The 17,560-nt window shown below is 70.0% G+C and carries 16 protein-coding genes, 1 rRNA gene and 1 riboswitch; of the genes, 5 read left to right on the top strand and 12 right to left on the bottom strand.

The annotated features are described in order from the left end of the window. The first annotated feature begins 132 nt into the window (after positions 1-132). Genes modA through AC07CM_RS17550 form a run of 4 tightly spaced genes read left to right on the top strand, consistent with a single transcriptional unit; the run spans position 133 to position 3,379 of the window. Positions 133-951: a molybdate ABC transporter substrate-binding protein gene (modA, locus tag AC07CM_RS17535; RefSeq protein ID WP_478877270.1), complete on the top strand. Its 819-nt coding sequence runs from the start codon at positions 133-135 to the stop codon at positions 949-951. Further along, on the top strand, positions 948-1,793 hold the full coding sequence (modB, locus tag AC07CM_RS17540; RefSeq protein ID WP_478877271.1) for a molybdate ABC transporter permease subunit: 846 nt from the start codon (positions 948-950) through the stop codon (positions 1,791-1,793). The genes modA and modB overlap by 4 nt, the downstream gene beginning before the upstream one ends. 52 nt (positions 1,794-1,845) lie before the next feature. Continuing rightward, positions 1,846-2,931 carry an ABC transporter ATP-binding protein gene (locus AC07CM_RS17545; RefSeq protein WP_478877272.1) on the top strand — a complete coding sequence of 362 codons (1,086 nt, stop codon included), beginning with the start codon at positions 1,846-1,848 and terminating at the stop codon, positions 2,929-2,931. A 28-nt stretch (positions 2,932-2,959) separates the two neighbouring features. After that, complete coding sequence (locus AC07CM_RS17550) at positions 2,960-3,379, top strand: TOBE domain-containing protein (protein WP_478877273.1); 420 nt, start codon at positions 2,960-2,962, stop codon at positions 3,377-3,379. Positions 3,380-3,431: 52 nt separating this feature from the next. On the opposite strand, the gene gcvP is transcribed toward AC07CM_RS17550, so the two are convergent. After that, on the bottom strand, positions 3,432-6,317 hold the full coding sequence (gene gcvP, locus AC07CM_RS17555; RefSeq protein ID WP_478877274.1) for an aminomethyl-transferring glycine dehydrogenase: 2,886 nt from the start codon (positions 6,315-6,317) through the stop codon (positions 3,432-3,434). Between the two features lie 174 nt (positions 6,318-6,491). After that, a riboswitch (glycine riboswitch) is annotated at positions 6,492-6,586 on the bottom strand. 119 nt (positions 6,587-6,705) lie between these two features. Between gcvP and AC07CM_RS17560 the strand changes: the two genes are divergently transcribed. Next, entirely contained in the window at positions 6,706-7,077 is a 372-nt protein-coding gene (locus AC07CM_RS17560; protein WP_478877275.1) for a PRC-barrel domain-containing protein, read from the top strand. Here the strand turns inward: AC07CM_RS17560 and AC07CM_RS17565 are convergent. The 11 genes from AC07CM_RS17565 to rrf form a co-directional block, all read right to left on the bottom strand. Then, the gene (locus AC07CM_RS17565) at positions 6,999-8,453 is read right to left on the bottom strand and encodes a DNA polymerase IV (RefSeq protein ID WP_478877276.1); all 1,455 of its coding nucleotides are present in this window, start codon (positions 8,451-8,453) and stop codon (positions 6,999-7,001) included. The two genes, AC07CM_RS17560 and AC07CM_RS17565, sit on opposite strands and share 79 nt — an antisense overlap. Positions 8,454-8,573: 120 nt before the next feature. After that, positions 8,574-9,257 carry a MerR family transcriptional regulator gene (locus tag AC07CM_RS17570; protein WP_478877277.1) on the bottom strand — a complete coding sequence of 228 codons (684 nt, stop codon included), beginning with the start codon at positions 9,255-9,257 and terminating at the stop codon, positions 8,574-8,576. Between the two features lie 261 nt (positions 9,258-9,518). Then, complete coding sequence (locus AC07CM_RS17575) at positions 9,519-9,992, bottom strand: bifunctional nuclease family protein (protein WP_026253112.1); 474 nt, start codon at positions 9,990-9,992, stop codon at positions 9,519-9,521. Positions 9,993-10,072: 80 nt separating this feature from the next. Continuing rightward, positions 10,073-10,810 carry a transcriptional regulator FtsR gene (gene ftsR, locus AC07CM_RS17580; protein WP_478877278.1) on the bottom strand — a complete coding sequence of 246 codons (738 nt, stop codon included), beginning with the start codon at positions 10,808-10,810 and terminating at the stop codon, positions 10,073-10,075. A gap of 39 nt (positions 10,811-10,849) precedes the next feature. Beyond that, positions 10,850-11,680 (bottom strand): FHA domain-containing protein, encoded by an 831-nt coding sequence (locus AC07CM_RS17585; RefSeq protein WP_478877279.1) that lies wholly within the window; start codon positions 11,678-11,680, stop codon positions 10,850-10,852. Positions 11,681-11,870: 190 nt separating this feature from the next. Further along, positions 11,871-12,707: a DUF881 domain-containing protein gene (locus tag AC07CM_RS17590; protein ID WP_478877280.1), complete on the bottom strand. Its 837-nt coding sequence runs from the start codon at positions 12,705-12,707 to the stop codon at positions 11,871-11,873. A gap of 5 nt (positions 12,708-12,712) precedes the next feature. Beyond that, positions 12,713-13,045 (bottom strand): small basic family protein, encoded by a 333-nt coding sequence (locus tag AC07CM_RS17595; protein WP_003988855.1) that lies wholly within the window; start codon positions 13,043-13,045, stop codon positions 12,713-12,715. Further along, on the bottom strand, positions 13,042-13,995 hold the full coding sequence (locus AC07CM_RS17600) for a DUF881 domain-containing protein (RefSeq protein ID WP_478877281.1): 954 nt from the start codon (positions 13,993-13,995) through the stop codon (positions 13,042-13,044). The genes AC07CM_RS17595 and AC07CM_RS17600 overlap by 4 nt, the downstream gene beginning before the upstream one ends. A 132-nt stretch (positions 13,996-14,127) precedes the next feature. Then, positions 14,128-16,623 (bottom strand): sugar phosphate nucleotidyltransferase, encoded by a 2,496-nt coding sequence (locus AC07CM_RS17605; protein WP_478877282.1) that lies wholly within the window; start codon positions 16,621-16,623, stop codon positions 14,128-14,130. 113 nt (positions 16,624-16,736) lie between these two features. Continuing rightward, complete coding sequence (clsA, locus tag AC07CM_RS17610) at positions 16,737-17,345, bottom strand: cardiolipin synthase ClsA (protein WP_478877283.1); 609 nt, start codon at positions 17,343-17,345, stop codon at positions 16,737-16,739. Positions 17,346-17,455: 110 nt separating this feature from the next. Next, a 5S ribosomal RNA gene (rrf, locus tag AC07CM_RS17615) occupies positions 17,456-17,560 on the bottom strand; the annotation flags it as partial.

A 17,560-nucleotide genomic window follows, 5' to 3' on the forward strand; every position in this document is an offset into this window, starting at 1 on the left:
CGAGTTCGCAGCTCATGCGATGCGACAGGAGACTTACGGCTGGCAGATGCGGCAGTATCATCGACGCATGGCCGAAGCCCGGCCGTGGCAGGGCGCGACGTTGTTCCAGAGATCCCGAGGAGTAGATCCGTGATGACCCGTTCCGTGCGCCGGACCCGGCGGATGCTGCAGCTGGCCGGTGCGGGAGCCGCCGCCCTGATGGCACTCAGCGCCTGCTCCTCCTCCGACGACTCCTCCACCAAGTCGGACAAGTCCGGCTCCGCGGACCCGAAGCCGTCCGGCACGGTCACCGTGTTCGCGGCCGCCTCCCTCAAGGAGAGCTTCACGACCCTCGGCCAGGAGTTCGAGAAGCAGCACCCCGGCACCAAGGTCAGCTTCAACTTCGGCGGCAGCGACACCCTCGCCGCGAGCATCACCAGCGGTGCCCCCGCGGACGTCTTCGCCGCCGCCAGCCCCAAGACCATGGCGATCGTGACGGACAAGAAGGAGGCGACCGGCACCCCGGCCACCTTCGTCCGCAACCAGCTGGAGATCGCCACCCTGCCGGGCAACCCCGACAAGGTCTCCTCCCTGAAGGACCTCACCAAGTCCGGTCTGAAGGTGGTCCTGTGCGACAAGACCGTGCCGTGCGGCGCCGCCGCCCAGAAGGCCCTGGACGCCGGTGACCTTAAGCTCACCCCGGTCTCCTACGAGCAGGACGTCAAGGCCGCCCTGACGAAGGTGGAGCTGAAGGAGGCCGACGCCGCGGTGGTCTACAAGACCGATGTGAAGGCCGCGGGTGACAAGGTGGAGGGTGTGGAGTTCCCCGAGTCGGCCAAGGCCGTCAACGACTACCCGATCGCCCTGCTGAAGAACGCCCGGAACGCCGAGGCCGCGAAGGCGTTCATCGCGCTCGTGCGGTCCGCCGAGGGCCAGCAGGTCCTGAGCGGGGCCGGGTTCCTCAAGCCGTGACCTCGCTCGACAAGCCCGGCGCCGCGGCCGACCCCCGCACGGGTGGACCGCGGCGCCGCCGCACCCGCGGGGTGCCACTGCCCCTGCTGGTGCCCGGCGTCGTCGCCCTGGCGTTCCTGCTGCTGCCGCTCGTCGCCCTGCTCGTCCGCGCTCCCTGGCGCAGCCTGCCGGACCAGCTGACCAGCGCAGAGGTGTGGCAGGCGCTTCAGCTGTCCCTGGTCAGCGCCACGGCGGCGACCGCCGTCAGCCTCGTCCTGGGGGTGCCGCTGGCCTGGCTGCTGGCCCGTACGGACTTCCCCGGCCGCGGGCTGGTACGGGCCCTGGTGACCCTGCCGCTCGTCCTGCCGCCGGTGGTCGGCGGTGTGGCTCTGCTGCTCGCCCTGGGCCGCAACGGGGTCATCGGCAAGTGGCTCGACTCCTGGTTCGGGATCACCCTGCCGTTCACCACCGCGGGCGTGGTGATCGCGGAGGCCTTCGTCGCCATGCCGTTCCTGGTCATCAGCGTCGAGGGCACCCTGCGGGCCGCCGACCCGCGCTTCGAGGAGGCGGCCACCACGCTCGGCGCCTCCCGCTTCACCGCCTTCCGCCGGGTCACGCTGCCGCTGATCGCCCCCGGCATCGCCGCGGGCAGCGTCCTGGCCTGGGCCCGCGCGCTCGGCGAGTTCGGCGCGACGATCACCTTCGCGGGCAACTTTCCCGGCCGCACCCAGACCATGCCCCTGGCGGTCTACCTCGCCCTGCAGAACGACCCCGAGGCCGCCATCTCCCTCAGCCTGGTCCTGCTGACCGTGTCCATCGCGGTCCTGGCGGGGCTGCGGGACCGGTGGCTTACGGGATCCTGACGATGCCGCGAGGATGGAAGACGAACCCGCAGCTGTGCCGACGGACGGACTCATGACCGACACCGACGCCCTCAGGGCCGACCTCGAGGTGAAGGGCGAGCAGGGCCTGGACGCCCGGCTCGTCGTCAACCGGGGCTCCTTCCGGCTCGACGTGGCTCTGACCGCCGCGCCCGGGGACGTCGTCGCGCTGCTGGGCCCGAACGGCGCCGGCAAGACGACCGCGCTGCGCGCCCTCGCCGGACTCGTCCCCCTCGACGAGGGCCGCCTGCGGCTGGACGGCGCCTCCCTGGAAGGCACCCCGCCCGAGTCCCGCCCGGTCGGCGTCGTCTTCCAGGACTACCTGCTCTTCCCGCATCTGTCCGCGCTGGACAACGTGGCTTTCGGCCCGCGCTGCCACGGCGTCGGCAAGGCCGAGGCGCGCGCCCAGGCAGCCGCCTGGCTGGACCGCATGGGCCTCGCCGACCACGCCGGCGCCAAGCCGCGCCGCCTCTCCGGCGGCCAGGCCCAGCGCGTCGCGCTCGCCCGCGCCCTGGCCACCAGGCCCCGGCTGCTGCTCCTGGACGAGCCGCTCGCGGCCCTGGACGCCCGCACCCGTCTGGAGGTCCGCGCCCAGCTCCGCCGCCACCTGGCCGAGTTCGAGGCGGTCGCCGTCCTGGTCACCCACGACCCGCTGGACGCGATGGTGCTCGCGGACCGGCTGGTCGTCGTCGAGCACGGCCGGGTCGTCCAGGAGGGCACGCCGTCGGACATCGCCCGCCATCCACGCACGGACTACATCGCGCAGCTCGTCGGCCTCAACCTCTACCGCGGACACGCCGAGGGGCACACGGTACGGCTCGACGCGGGACCCGCGATCACCACCACGGAGGTGCTGTCCGGGCCGGTCTTCGTCGCGTTCCCGCCGGGCGCCGTCACCCTGTTCCGGGACCGGCCCACCGGTGCCAGCGCCCGCAACCTGTGGCGCTGCGAGGTCGCCGGCCTGGAGACCCACGGCGACCAGATCCGCGCCGACCTCACCGGCGAACTCCCACTCGCCGCCGACCTCACCACGGTCGCCGCGGCGGAGCTCGACCTGCACCCCGGCGCCGCTGTCTGGGCGACGGTCAAAGCGACCCAGACCCACGCATACCCGGCCTGAACGCCTGGGCGCTCTACGGTGGGTGCCCATGACACTGAGCATCCGCAACCAGCTCCCCGGAACCGTCACCGAGGTCCACCCCGGAGAGGTCATGGCCACGGTCAAGGTCCGACTGGACGGCGGGCAGGACCTCACCTCGGCCATCACCCTGGAGGCCGTCGAAGCGCTCGGCCTCGCCCCGGGCTCCCCGGTCCGCGCTCTGGTGAAGTCGACGGAGGTCTCGATCGCCACCAGCAGCTACGAGGGCCTGTCGATCCGCAACCAGGTTCCCGGCGCGGTCACGCACATGGAGTTCGGCTCGGTCATGGCGACGGTGAAGGTCACCGTGGCCGGCGGAGAGATCACCGCCGTGATCACCAAGGACGCGGCCACCGACCTCGGGCTGTTCGTGGGCTCCGACGTGATCGCGCTGATCAAGTCGACCGAGGTGGCGCTGGAAAGGGTGTGAAACGGGAGAGGCCCCCGGCCCGGCGGTCCGGGCGGGGGCCTCAGCGGCTCACTCAGTCCTCGTACGCGTCCAGCGGCGGGCAGGAGCAGACCAGGTTGCGGTCACCGAAGGCCTGGTCGATGCGGCGCACCGGCGGCCAGTACTTGTCGGCGACCGTGACACCGGCCGGGAAGACGGCCTCGTCGCGGCTGTAGGAGTGCTCCCACTCCCCGCCGAGCGCCCGCGCCGTGTGCGGGGCGTTGCGCAGCGGGTTGTCCTCCGCGGGCCACTCGCCGGCTCCGACCTTCTCGATCTCCGCGCGGATGGCGATCATGGCGTCGCAGAAACGGTCGAGCTCGGCCAGGTCCTCGGACTCGGTCGGCTCGATCATCAGCGTTCCGGCCACCGGGAAGGACATCGTGGGCGCGTGGAAGCCGTAGTCGATCAGACGCTTGGCCACGTCGTCGACGCTGACACCGGTGGCCTTGGTCAGCGGGCGCAGGTCGATGATGCACTCGTGCGCGACCAGGCCGCCGGGGCCGGTGTAGAGCACCGGGTAGTGCGGCTCCAGGCGCTTGGCGATGTAGTTCGCGGAGAGCACGGCGACCTGCGTGGCCCGCTTCAGGCCCTCGCCGCCCATCAGACGGACGTACGCCCACGAGATCGGCAGGATCCCCGCGCTGCCCCACGGAGCGGCCGAGATCGGGCCGACGCCCGTCTCGGGGCCGGCCTCCGGCTGCAGCGGGTGGTTCGGCAGGTAGGGCGCCAGGTGGGAGCGGACCCCGACCGGGCCGACGCCGGGGCCGCCGCCACCGTGCGGGATGCAGAAGGTCTTGTGCAGGTTCAGGTGCGAGACGTCACCGCCGAAGTGGCCCGGCTTGGCGAGGCCGACCAGCGCGTTGAGGTTGGCGCCGTCGACGTACACCTGACCGCCGGCCTCGTGGACCTGGGCGCAGATGTCGGCGACGTGCTCCTCGAAGACGCCGTGCGTGGACGGATAGGTGATCATCAGCACGGAGAGCTCGTCGCGGTGCTTCTCGATCTTGGCGCGCAGGTCCTCGACGTCGATCTCGCCGTCCTCGGCGGTCTTGACGACGACGACCTTCATGCCGGCCATCACGGCGCTGGCGGCGTTGGTGCCGTGCGCTGAGGACGGGATCAGGCACACGGTCCGCTGCTCGTCACCGTTGGCCCGGTGGTAGCCGCGTACGGCCAGCAGGCCGGCCAGCTCGCCCTGCGAACCGGCGTTCGGCTGGAGCGAGACCTTGTCGTAGCCGGTGACCTCGGCGAGCCGGTCCTCCAGCTCGTGGATGAGCGTGAGGTAGCCCCCGGCCTGCTCGGCGGGCGCGAAGGGGTGCAGCTGGCCGAACTCGGGCCAGGTGACCGGCTCCATCTCGGTGGTCGCGTTGAGCTTCATGGTGCAGGAGCCCAGCGGGATCATGCCGCGGTCGAGCGCGTAGTCGCGGTCGGCCAGCTTGCGCAGGTAGCGCAGCATCGCGGTCTCGGAGCGGTGCTCCTGGAAGACCGGGTGGGTGAGGTAGTCGTCGGAGCGGAGCAGACCCTCGGGCAGGGTGTCCGCGGCCGTCGCGTCCAGCGCTTCGATGTCGCCCGCCACGCCGAAGGCGGTGAGGACGGCACCCACCTGGGCGCGGTTGGTGGTCTCGTCGCAGGCGACGGAGACGTGGTCGGCGTCGACCAGACGCAGGTTGACGCCGTTGTCGCGGGCGGCGGCGACGACCTCGGCGGCCTTGCCCGGCACCCGCGCGGTCAGCGTGTCGAAGTAGGCGCCGTGGAGGATCTCGACACCGCCGGCCTTCAGGCCCTCGGCGAGGATCGTGGCGTAGCGGTGGGTGCGGCGGGCGATGGTCCGGAGGCCCTCGGGGCCGTGGTAGACCGCGTACATGCCGGCCATCACGGCGAGCAGCACCTGCGCGGTGCAGATGTTGCTGGTGGCCTTCTCGCGGCGGATGTGCTGCTCACGGGTCTGCAGGGCGAGGCGGTAGGCCTTGTGCCCGTCGGCGTCGACGGAGACACCGACGAGCCGGCCGGGCAGGCTGCGCGCGAACTTCTCGTGCACCGCCATGTAGCCCGCGTGCGGCCCGCCGAAGCCCATCGGCACACCGAAGCGCTGGGTCGTGCCGACGGCGATGTCCGCGCCCAGCTCGCCCGGGGAGGTCAGCAGGGCGAGCGCCAGCAGGTCGGCGGCGACGGTGACGAGGGCGCCCAGCTCGTGCGCCTGGTCGATGACAGGCTTGATGTCGCGTACGGCACCGGAGGCGCCGGGGTACTGGATCAGCACGCCGTTGATCTCGCGCGCGGCGATGTCGGCCGGGATGCCCTCGCTGAGGTCGGCGACGACCACCTCCACGCCGGTCGGCTCGGCACGCGTCTCGATGACGGCGACGGTCTGCGGCAGGGCGTCCGCGTCGATCAGGAACAGGCCCTTCTTGTTCTTGCCCATGCGCCGGGACAGCGCCATCGCCTCGGCCGCGGCGGTGCCCTCGTCCAGCAGGGAGGCGCCGGAGGTGGGCAGGCCGGCCAGCTCGGCGACCATGGTCTGGAAGTTCAGCAGGGCCTCCAGACGGCCCTGCGAGATCTCCGGCTGGTACGGCGTGTAGGCCGTGTACCAGGCCGGGTTCTCCATGACGTTGCGCAGGATGACGGGCGGGGTGAAGGTGCCGTAGTAGCCGAGCCCGATCATGGAGCCGAGGACCTGGTTGCGGTCGGCGAGCGAGCGCAGCTCGGCCAGCACCTCGGCCTCGGTGCGGGCGCCCGGCAGGTCCAGGGCGTCGGCGTTCTTGATCACATCCGGGACCGCGGCGGCGGTCAGCTCGTCGAGGGAGCCGTATCCGACGTGCGCGAGCATCTTGGCCCGCGCCTCCTGGTCGGGCCCGATGTGGCGCTGCTCGAAGGGAATGCCTGCTTCGAGCTCGGAGAGCGGGGTGCGATGGGCGGTCATTGCGGAGGCCTCCTGGTCTGACGCGACCTTCGAGGGGCACCCCGGTACGGATACCCCGACGGCCTCCCCCTCTGTCATCTCAACCTGAGAGCTTCACCGGGCGCCCCAGCGTCCCGGCTTTCACCGTCGGTGAGAGCGGAAGCCGTCGACACCCGCCCTGCTTTCCAGAGTGACCTCGTCCGTGCGGTACGTGAGCCTGAGAGATTCCGGGGAGGATTTGCTCCTTCGGCGCCTCCGAGGTGATCGGAGGACTCTCCCGCACGGGGTCAGCAGCCGCTGTCAGCCTACCAGCGAGGTCAACGCCCGAGCCTTCGAGTGGCCGCCTCCGTGAATGTGCTCTTTTGTAGTGCTTACGGATGAGTTGCGACCAAGTGGAGGGAGAGGGACCGTGCAGACCGACATCGATCCGCGCAACCTGATCGGCCGCAAGGCGTTCGACCGCAATGGCACCAAGATCGGCACCATCGACGAGGTGTACCTCGACGACGCGACGGGCGTGCCGGAGTGGGCGGCCATACGCACCGGCCTGTTCTCCCGGGACGCCTTCGTCCCGCTGGAGCCGAGCGAGCTGATCGAGGGCGCCCTCCGGGTCCCCTTCGAGCGCGCCCTCATCAAGGACGCCCCCGACTTCGGCGTGGGCCGTCACCTCTCCCCCGAACAGGAACTCCAGCTCTATCACCACTACGGCCTGGACGTGGCCCCGCCTCCCGCCTTCCCGGACCACGACTTCGGCAAGCTCGCGGGCACGGAGGAGTCCTGATCCGCCTCCGGGCCCGTCCCGACCGGCGGGCGGGCGGAGTCGGTCACCGGAACCAGCGGCAGCGGCTCGGCCGGCTCCAGCGCGGGATCCTCGACCCGGAACGTCCGCACCCGCCCCGGCTCCGACAGAGGCGTCTCGAAGCGCACGGTCACCCGGCCCAGACCGCTGCCCTGCACCCAGCCGTGGCCCCACTCGGCGTGCCACACGTCCTGCCCGGCTCGCCACTGCCGTTCGACGGGCTCCGGCGGCTCCTGCACGGCCTCGGCCACCGCCGTCTCCTGCGCCTCCTCCGGCCCCGACGGCTGTGCCGACTGCGCGAACAGGTCCTCCTGGGTGTAGTCGGCGAGCCCGGAGACGCCCACGCCGAGCAGCCGCACCCCGCCCGTGGTGTCCACGGACTCCAGCAGCCGCGCGGCCGCCTCCCGGACCACCGCCGGATCGTCGGTGGGCCCCCGGAGCGTCTCGGAGCGGGTCAGCGTCGAGAAGTCGTACCGCCGCACCTTCAGCACGATGGTCCGCCCCGACAGCCCGGCACCGCGCAACCGTCCCACACACCGGTCGGCGAGCCGCTGCACCTCGAGGCCCACCCGCAGCCGGTCGTGGATGTCCACGTCGTAGGTGTCCTCGACCGACACCGACTTGGTCTCCCGCTCCGCAACCACGGGGCGGTCGTCGCGCGCCAGCGCCATGGCGTACAGCGCGTGCCCGTGCGCCTTACCGAGCAGCCGTACGAGTTCGTCCTCACCCGCCTCGGCCAGTTCCTCGACCGTGGTCATCCCCGCCCGCCGCAGATGGTCCCCGGTGGCCGGACCCACCCCGGGCAGGGTCCGCACCGACATGGGGCCCAGCAGCGCCCGCTCGGTCCCGGGCTCGATGAGCACGAGTCCGTCGGGCTTGGCCTGCTCGGAGGCGATCTTCGCCAGCATCTTGGAGGCGGCCAGGCCCACCGACCCCGTGAGCCCCGTGACCGCCCGTATGTCCGTGCGCAGCTTCGTCCCGGCCAGCCTCGCCGACTCCTCGTCCCAGGCCGTACCCCCGGCCTCCAGATCCACGAACGCCTCGTCCAGGCTCAGCGGCTCCACGAGGGGTGACAGCCCCCGCAGCAGCGCCATCACCTGCTCGCTGATCGACCGGTAGAGGGCGAAGCGGGGTACGAGGTACGCGGCGTTCGGCGCCAGCCGGCGCGCCTGGGCCATCGGCATCGCCGAGTGGACCCCGAAGACCCGTGCCTCGTACGACGCGGTGGCCACCACCCCGCGCGGTCCGAGCCCGCCCACGACGACGGCCTTCCCGCGCAGGCTCGGCTTGGACGCCTGCTCCACCGAGGCGAAGAAGGCATCCATGTCGAGATGCAGGATCGTGGGCGCGTTTCTCACATCTCCGATGCTGCACCACGCCACTGACAATGCCCCGGCGTACGGCACCGGCCGCCTGGGCCGCCGACGGTGGGCGAAGCTGCCGACGCCCGGGCGGCCCCGCGCGCCCGGTGCCCCCGGTCAGACCGCCCGGTTGCGCCGCCGCGCCAGCTCGTCCGCCGGGTTGTGCCCGACCAGCGTCTCCCCCGTGTCGATGCGCTCGCCGTGCAGCTGGGAGAGGGCGCTTTCCACATCCCGCCAGACCACGCCGACCGCGATGCCGAAGATGCCCTGACCGCCCTGCAGCAGGGCGTGGACCTCGTCGGGCGAGGTGCACTCGTACACCGTGGCACCGTCGCTCATGAGGGTCATGCGCTCCAGATCGCGGAAACCGCGTTCCCTGAGGTGCACGACGGCCGTGCGGATGTTCTGCAGCGAGACCCCGGTGTCCAGGAACCGCTTGACGATCTTCAGGACCACGACGTCCCGGAAGCTGTACAGACGCTGGGTGCCCGACCCGTAGGCGGGCCGCACGCTCGGCTCGACGAGGCCGGTGCGGGCCCAGTAGTCGAGTTGCCGGTAGGTGATGCCGGCGGCCGCGCAGGCCGTGGGCCCGCGGTAGCCGATCTCCTCGGATGCCATGGACGCCGCCCCTCCGCCGTTCGGCACCGCCGTCGGTCGCTGCGGAGCGTGGTCGACCGCGCCGCCGGGATGGCGGTACCCCCTGCTCGAACCCGGCTGAGAGCTTGTGGGAGGGTACGGACCGCTCTCCCCGAAACCTCGTCCGGGGGCACCCCCAGCCGTACCGTCGCCGCTCGTTCTCACGCCGACCTCCGTCCTTGACCTGCCTTCTCGACGGTAGGCAGTCACCAGGGGCGCGTCAACGATCGCCACACTCGGCACGCCGAGTGATAATCACCCTAGGAGTGGTTTCCCGTGCCCCACCGCGGGGAAAGGCTAGCCGAATGCTCTGGCGAGGGACCGTAGGACGCTCTCAATGGCCGGTGGCAATTGCCATGGCGTCGGGCGCGACAGACCGGTGACCGGCCGTCCGGCGGACGCGCTGACCGCCCGCCCGGCCCCGCCTCACTGGCTGCTGGTGCCGAAGTCCTCGGGCGAGATCTGGTCGAGGAACTCGCGGAACTTCTCCACCTCGTCCTCCTGCTCGTCCGGAATCGCGATGCCGGCGTCGTCCAGCACCGTGTCACTGCCGTAGATCGGCGTTCCGGTGCGCAGGGCGAGAGCTATGGCATCGGAGGGACGGGCGCTCACCTCGACCCCGCTCGCGAAGACCAGCTCCGCGTAGAAGACGCCCTCACGCAGATCCGTGATGCGTACTTCGGTCAGCTCCTGGCCGACGGCCTCCAGCACGTCCTTGAACAGGTCGTGGGTCAGCGGTCGCGCGGGGGCCATGCCCTGTTGGGCGAAGGCGATCGCCGTCGCCTCCCCCGGCCCGATCCAGATGGGGAGGTAACGGTCGCCCCCCACTTCGCGCAGGAGCACGATCGGTTGGTTGGAGGGCATTTCGACCCGGACACCTACGACATCGAGCTCGTTCACACAGCAACCCTAGGCCGTGCTCGGGACGTTTGGGTAGTCGGGCCGGGAACAGGTGGCCGATCCGGCCCCCGCGCCCCCGCTCAGGGCAGCCGCACACCCAGGGCGGTCTGCACCAGCGCGGCGTGCAGTCTCACCGTGAGCGCCGCCAGCTCCTTCGCACGGGCCTCGGCGTGGACCCTGGTCTGCGGGTTGCGATGCCGCTTGAGGGGGGCCACCACCTGCTCCACGAGCCCCGCCTCGCGGTCGGCGGCGGCCTTCATCGCCCGCAGGTGGCGCGGCTCGATCCCGAACCGGCCCAGCTCGGTGACGAGTGAGGCCACGGTCACGGCCTCGGCGTCGTACACGCCGTCCTCCAGGGGAGCGATGAGCCCGTACGACTCCCACTCCGCCAGGTCTCCCTCGGCGATGTCCGCGGCCGCCAGCAGCTCGGCACGCCCGATCCGGGCGACCACCGGACGCTCGGGCAGCTCCGGTACGTCCTCCCCGGTGCGCTGGCGCCCCACCACGGGCAGCTGGACGGTCTCGCCCCGCTCCACGGCGTCCAGGTGCTCGCGGATCACCTTGAGCGGCAGATAGTGGTCCCGCTGCATTCTCAGGACGTGAGCGAGACGCTCGACGTCCCCGGCACTGAACTTGCGGTACCCGGAGGGGGTCCGCTGCGGCTCGATGAGGCCCTCCGACTCCAGGAAGCGGATCTTGGAGATGGTGACTTCGGGGAACTCGTCGCGCAGCACGTTCAGCACCGTGCCGATGCTCATCAGCCCACTGTCCCTGGCGGCGGTACCGCTTCGGGCACCGCCGCTCGGTGTTTGAAGCATGGACCTTCCCTGGAGTCCCCCCGGACGGAGTCCGGAGGGTCAGATGCCCTGCCGGCTCGCGTAGAAGACCAGCCGGTACTTGCCGATCTGTACCTCGTCACCGTTCGACAGGGCGACCTGGTCGATCCGCTCGCGGTTGACGTACGTGCCGTTCAGGCTGCCCACGTCTGCCACCGTGAACGAGCCGTCCGCGGAGCGCCGGAACTCCACATGGCGGCGGGAGACCGTCACGTCGTCCAGGAAGATGTCGCTCTGCGGGTGCCGGCCCGCCGTGGTCAGGTCGCTGTCCAGCAAGAAGCGGCTGCCCGAGTTCGGCCCCCGGCGCACCACCAGCAGCGCCGAGCCCACCGGCAGCGCGTCGACCGCGGCCTGCGCCTCGGGCGAGAGCATCGGCAGCGGCGTCTGCCCGGTCGCCTCGGCCTCGTAGGCCTCGAGGCCGGAGATGGAGATCGTGGACGTGGTCTCGGACGGGCGCTCCGGCGCGACACCGGGCCGCAGCGGCGCGCCGCAGTTCGAGCAGAAGCGCGCGTTCTCCGCATTGCGGTTACCGCACCTCGTGCACACCAGGACCGACATGGACGGATCCTCCTGCCGCGGCTGCCCCGCGGGGGCGTTGGACGCGTACGGGTCGGGAGCAAACCCTCCACCCGCACTTGAGGTTGACGGTTGCCCGAAACCTATGCCGCCGGACTGGGCAGGGTCAACAGACGCCGCGCCCTGACCACCCGAAATGTCACCGCCCGGACCAGCGACCTGGTCGCGGAACAGCGGGCGCTGACCCTCTGCGTCAGGCTGTGCGCGATGACGAGCGGTCGCGTTGTCGCTGCCCTCTCGTGCGCTCTTGCCGAACAACTTCGCAAACAACTTCACGGGCGATTCCCCTTGACCGAAACAGACCCGCCCGTGGGGCAGGACGAACCCTGATTGCCTACACCGGCCGACCCGGACATCCTGACAACGTCCGTATCCGCCAGACAGTTTCCATCACGCACCACCCCTTCGGTGCGCCGACCCCCCGCAACCTCATGCCCCTGCCGGATGTCCCCCATGCACCGCCGGTTCACTGGGAGGACGACCGAGCGTAGTCAGGCTGCTTCGCCTGTCGCAAGGCGTCCACGACGATCTTGCTCGATCGCTCGACCGTCACCGTGGCCTGCTCCTTCTCCAGGGTCTGCACCACGCCTCCAGGGATGTTCAGCGCCGGCTCGAGATCCTGCGACTTGCCGATGACCTTGAAACGATAGGGAGCGTTGATCTTGTTCCCGTCGACGCTCACACCCTTGCCGGTGTCGGCGAAGTACGTGTTCGCGACCACCCGCACCCCGTTGACCTGGATCGCCTCAGCGCCGGCCGCGCGCAACTCCTGGATCGCGTCGAGCAGCATGTCCGCCTTGACCGTCCCCTTCGTGTCCTCGACCGTCACGGTGATGCCGGGACCCTGCGCCGCCACGGTGCCCGCCAGAATGCCGAGTTGCCGTTCCTTCTCGGCGGTCTGCTTGCGTGCCTCCGCGGCCTGGTCGGAGCTGCTCTGCAGTTCCTGCCGCTGCTTGTCGAGTCCCTGCTTCTCGTCCTGAAGACGCTGAGTACGCGAATCCAGTTCATCGAGGATGCGAACAAGATCTTCCTGACGGGCGCCGCGCAGCGCGCCGTCGCTGTCGCTGTTCGACGCCACCTGCACGGCCAGCCCGAAACCGAGGCCGAACAGCAGTACCGCCACGATGAGTTGGGCCCGCGTGACCCGTGGCGGCCACAGCCCCTCGACCAGCCGCCGGCGCCCGGTGAGCTGCGGCTCGCCGCTCTCCGCCGGGGCCTGCTCGGGCTCGGGGGCCGGTGCCGGCACCTCGTCGGGCAGTTCCTTGCGCAGCCTGTTCTCCGGCTGCTCGTCCTGGTTGCTCATCATCCTCACGCCCGGAAGACGTGCCGCCGGATCGCCGCGGCGTTGGAGAAGATCCGGATACCGAGAACCACCACGACACCCGTGGACAGCTGCGCGCCCACACCCAACTTGTCGCCCAGGAACACGATCAGCGCGGCCACGACCACGTTCGACAGGAACGACACCACGAAGACCTTGTCGTCGAAGATGCCGTCCAGCATGGCCCTCAGACCACCGAACACGGCGTCCAGCGCCGCCACGACGGCGATCGGCAGGTACGGCTCGACGACCGCCGGAACCTCAGGCCGGACCAACAAGCCGGCCACGACTCCCACGACGAGGCCCAGTACGGCGATCACGATGTGCCCTTCTCAGTCTTCTCGGTGTTCTCAGCGTTCTCGGGGTTCTCGGTATTTTCGGGGTTCGGCTGTGCTGTACGTACGATCACACTCGGCGCGGAGGGCAACCGGACGTCACTCTCCGTGGAGATCGCGGCGCGGATACCGAAGTCCTCCTCCAGAGCATGCAGATACAGCCCGTCCGCACTGTTCTGGAAATCGGTGCTCAGCCTCTGCCCGTCCCCCACCGCCAGCACCGTGTAGGGCGGCACCAGCGGCTTGTTGTCGACCAGTATCGCGTCACCCGCGGCCCTGACCGCGGACAGGGCCGTCAGCCGCTGCCCGTTGATGGAGACGGCCTCGGCCCCGGAGGCCCACAGCCCGTTGACCACCCGCTGCATGTCCCGGTCGCGGACCCGCCCGGTGTCGGAGAACCCGGACGTCTCGCGCGGATTGGCGCCCTCACCGCCGCTGCTGGCTTCCTTGGCGTCGTTCACCACGAGCCTCACCCCGGGGCCGTGCACCGCCGTGGCGCCCGACAGCATGCCCACCAGGTCCGCGTCGGCGCTGCCGCCACTCTGCCTCAGTGCCGCCCGCTGGCGCGCGCCGACGTCGTCGCGCAGCTTGTCGACGTCTCTCTCCAGCTTGTCAGCGGCCGCGGTCTCCCGGTCGATGCGGTCGATCAGCTCCTGGCGCTCCTTGGCCACCACGGGCGCCGCCACGCGCGCCTGAGCCGCGCCCACGGTCACGACCAGCGCCGCGAGAACCAGTCCCGCCGCCAGGCCCAGCTTCGCCCTGAGGGTCTTCGGCAGCCCACCCTCGCCCGCGGACTGCCTCCGGGCGGCGGCCTCGGCATACCCGTCGTCCAGGCTGTGGTCCATGACGTTGGTGATCAACGACATGGAGGCGTCCGGACGCTGCGGCCGCGGGGGGCTGCTCCGAACGGGGGATTGCTGCGGCATGCCGCACATCGTCGCATGTCGCGACCAGTACCTCCGAACGGCCCCTCCGGCGTGCCGGACAGGCCCCCTTGGGGACACTTGTCCGGCACGCACGCGTGCAGCGCCTTTTGCCGTCCGGGGCGCCGTCCGGGGCTGCAGGTTCTAACGCCCGGCGCTGTCCACCACGGCCGACCACTCGTCCAGGAGAGCCTGCGCGGAGGCGTCGTCGGGCCCTTCGGCCCACAGGTGGGTGACGGCTTCGGCCGGGTCGGGAAGCACCATCACCCAGCGCCCGTCGGTCTCCACGACCCGCACACCGTCCGTCGTGTCGACAAAGCGATCGCCGGCGGCCTCGACGACACGCCGCATCACCAGCCCCTTGACGGCCCACGGGGTCGCCAGGTCGCGCTTGAGGACGTGTGCCCGCGGAATCCGCGCGTCGATCTGGCTCAGCGTGAGCTGGGTGCGCGCCACCAGGCCGATCAGCCGTACGAAGGCCGCGGTGCCGTCATAGACACCGCTGAACTCGGGAACGATGAACCCGCCCATGCCGTCGCCGCCGAAGATGGTGCCCTCTTCGCGTCCCACGCGCGTGAGGTCGTCGGGAGACGTCGTCGTCCACTCGACCTGCGTGCCGTGATACGCGGCCACCTGCTCGGCGATCCGGGTCGTGGTCACCGGCAGCGCCACTCGTCCGCTGCGACGCTCGGCCGCCACCAGGTCCAGCATCACCAGCAGGGCCCGGTCGTCCTCGATGATCCGGCCCTTCTCGTCCACCAGCGACAGCCGCTCGCCGACGGGGTCGAACCGGACGCCGAACGCGGCCCTGGACGACGCCACGATCTCGCCGAGGCGGACCAGCCCACCGCGCCGCACCTCAGCGGTCTCCGTGGGCCTGGACTCGTCGAGACCGGGGTTGATCGTCAGCGAGTCCACGCCGAGCTTGCCGAGCAGGCTCGGCAGCACGAGCCCGGCGCTGCCGTTGGAGGCGTCCACGACGACCTTCAGACCCGATTCCGCTATCCCGGTCGTGTCGACGTTCCGCAGCAGCGAGCCGGTGTAGGAGTCGAAGACGCTAGCCGGGAAGTACAGGTCACCGATCTCGCCGGGGAACGCCCGGCGGTACTCCTGCCGCGCGAACACCCGGTCCAGCTTGCGCTGGCCGCCCTGTGACAGGTCCGCGCCCTGCCCGTCGAAGAACATGATGTCCACGGAGTCCGGCACACCGGGCGAGGTCCGGATCATGATGCCGCCGGCACTGCCCCGCGCGGTCTGCTGGCGCGCCACCGGAAGCGGCACGTTCTCCAGGTCCCGTACGTCGATGGCGCTGGCCTGGAGCGCCGAGATCACCGCCCGCTTGAGCGCACGCGCGCCTCGGGAGTGGTCACGGGCCGTGGTGACCGTGGAGCCCTTCTTCAGCATGGTCGCGTAGGCGCCCGCGAGCCTCACGGCAAGCTCGGGCGTGATCTCCACGTTCAGGATGCCGGTCACGCCACGGGCACCGAACAGTTGCGCCTGCCCTCTGGACTCCCAGATGACCGAGGTGTTGACGAAGGCGCCCGCCTCGATGGTCTTGAACGGGTAGACCCGCACGTTGCCCTGAACGATCGATTCTTCACCGATCAGGCACTCGTCACCGATGACCGCGCCGTCCTCGATCCGGGCGGCCCGCATGATGTCGGTGTTCTTGCCGACGACGCAGCCGCGCAGATTGCTGTGCTGGCCGACATAGACGTTGTCGTGCACCACGGCCTTGTGCAGGAAGGCACCGCTCTTGACGACGACGTTGGAGCCGACGACGGTGTGTTCGCGGATTTCCGCACCGGCCTCCACCTTGGCGTAGTCGCCGATGTAGAGAGGCCCGCGGAGCACAGCGTCGGGGTGCACATCGGCGCCCTCGGCCACCCAGACGCCCGGGGAGATCTCGAAGCCGTCGATCTCGACGTTGACCTTGCCCTCGAGGACGTCGGCCTGGGCCTTGACGTAGCTCTCGTGGGTGCCGACGTCCTCCCAGTAGCCCTCGGCGACATAGCCGTAGACGGGCTTGCCTTCCTTCATGAGCTGCGGGAAGACATCACCGGACCAGTCGACGGGCACATCGGCTTCGACGTAGTCGAAGACCTCGGGCTCCATGACGTAGATGCCGGTGTTCACCGTGTCGGAGAAGACCTGCCCCCAGGTCGGTTTCTCGAGGAAACGCTCGACCTTGCCTTCCTCGTCGACGATGGTGATGCCGAACTCCAGCGGATTGGGCACCCGGGTCAGACAAACGGTGACCAGTGCGCCCTTCTCCTTGTGGAAATTGATCAGGTCGGTGAGGTCGAAGTCGGTCAGGGCATCACCGGAGATGACGAGGAAAGCATCGTCCTTCAACGCCTCTTCGGCGTTCTTGACGCTTCCGGCGGTACCGAGTGGCTTCTCCTCATTGGCATATGTGAGCTCCATTCCGAGCTCTTCGCCGTCGCCGAAGTAGTTCTTGACGAGCGATGCCAGGAACTGCACGGTGACTACGGTCTCGTTGAGCCCATGCCTTTTGAGCAGCCGAAGCACGTGCTCCATGATCGGGCGGTTCGCCACGGGAAGGAGCGGCTTGGGCATGCTGGAGGTCATAGGGCGAAGGCGAGTGCCTTCGCCACCGGCCATCACGACGGCCTTCATGTCGGAAGCGTCCTCCTAAAGAGACGACGGTCTAGCCGACTTCACCCGTCCAGATTGTCCCGCAGTTTTCGTCAGCGGGCCATCGGGCCACTATGTCCGGACAATCAACGAGCTCAATCGGCCGTGGCATCCGCGCGGACCAGGCGGCGGACTTGTACCACGTAGAGCACTCCTGCCCACCAATAGAGGGTTGTACCCCATCCTGCGAACGCCCATCCGAAAACGGCGGCCAGTGACGCGATCCATCCGTTTCCGTCGCTGAGCAGCAGGAGCGGGAAGGCATACATCAGGTTGAAGGTGGCCGCCTTCCCGAGGAAGTTCACCTGCGGCGGCGGATAGCCATGGCGCCTGAGGATGCCCACCATCACCAGCAGCATCAGCTCTCTCGCCAGCAGGAGGGCGGTCAGCCAGACCGGGAGGATCTCGCGCCAGGTGAGCCCCACGAGCGTGGAAAGGACGTACAGCCGGTCGGCCGCGGGGTCGAGGAGCCGGCCGAGGCTGCTCACCTGATTCCAGCGCCGGGCGAGCTTGCCGTCCAGATAGTCACTGATCCCGCTGAAAGCCAGCACGAGGAGAGCCCAGCCATCGCTCTTGGGACCGCCGAACTCGGGCCTGAGGATCAACCACAGGAAGAGCGGTACGCCGACGAGCCGCGCCATGCTGAGGATGTTGGGGATGGTGAGGACCCGGTCTGTCTGGACACGGGTCTCCTGGACCTCCACCCGGGGGCCTCCTGTGCGAAAACGAGCCAACGATGCCCCCTGACCCTACCTCAACGCAAAAAAGCTCCGGCCCCTGGGCGGTGTACCCAAGAGCCGGAGCTGCAAAAGGAGTTCGGCGGTGTCCTACTCTCCCACAGGGTCCCCCCTGCAGTACCATCGGCGCTGTGAGGCTTAGCTTCCGGGTTCGGAATGTAACCGGGCGTTTCCCTCACGCT

The sequence above is a fragment of the Streptomyces sp. NPDC044061 genome (assembly GCF_056434305.1).

Coding starts and splice junctions, on each gene's coding strand:
- AC07CM_RS17600 (WP_478877281.1), bottom strand. CDS start 13,995: ATGTGCGGCATGCCGCAGCAATCCCCCGTTCGGAGCAGCCCCCCGCGG.
- modA (WP_478877270.1), top strand. CDS start 133: ATGACCCGTTCCGTGCGCCGGACCCGGCGGATGCTGCAGCTGGCCGGT.
- AC07CM_RS17590 (WP_478877280.1), bottom strand. CDS start 12,707: ATGAGCAACCAGGACGAGCAGCCGGAGAACAGGCTGCGCAAGGAACTG.
- AC07CM_RS17550 (WP_478877273.1), top strand. CDS start 2,960: ATGACACTGAGCATCCGCAACCAGCTCCCCGGAACCGTCACCGAGGTC.
- AC07CM_RS17605 (WP_478877282.1), bottom strand. CDS start 16,623: ATGAAGGCCGTCGTGATGGCCGGTGGCGAAGGCACTCGCCTTCGCCCT.
- AC07CM_RS17545 (WP_478877272.1), top strand. CDS start 1,846: ATGACCGACACCGACGCCCTCAGGGCCGACCTCGAGGTGAAGGGCGAG.
- ftsR (WP_478877278.1), bottom strand. CDS start 10,810: ATGCTTCAAACACCGAGCGGCGGTGCCCGAAGCGGTACCGCCGCCAGG.
- gcvP (WP_478877274.1), bottom strand. CDS start 6,317: ATGACCGCCCATCGCACCCCGCTCTCCGAGCTCGAAGCAGGCATTCCC.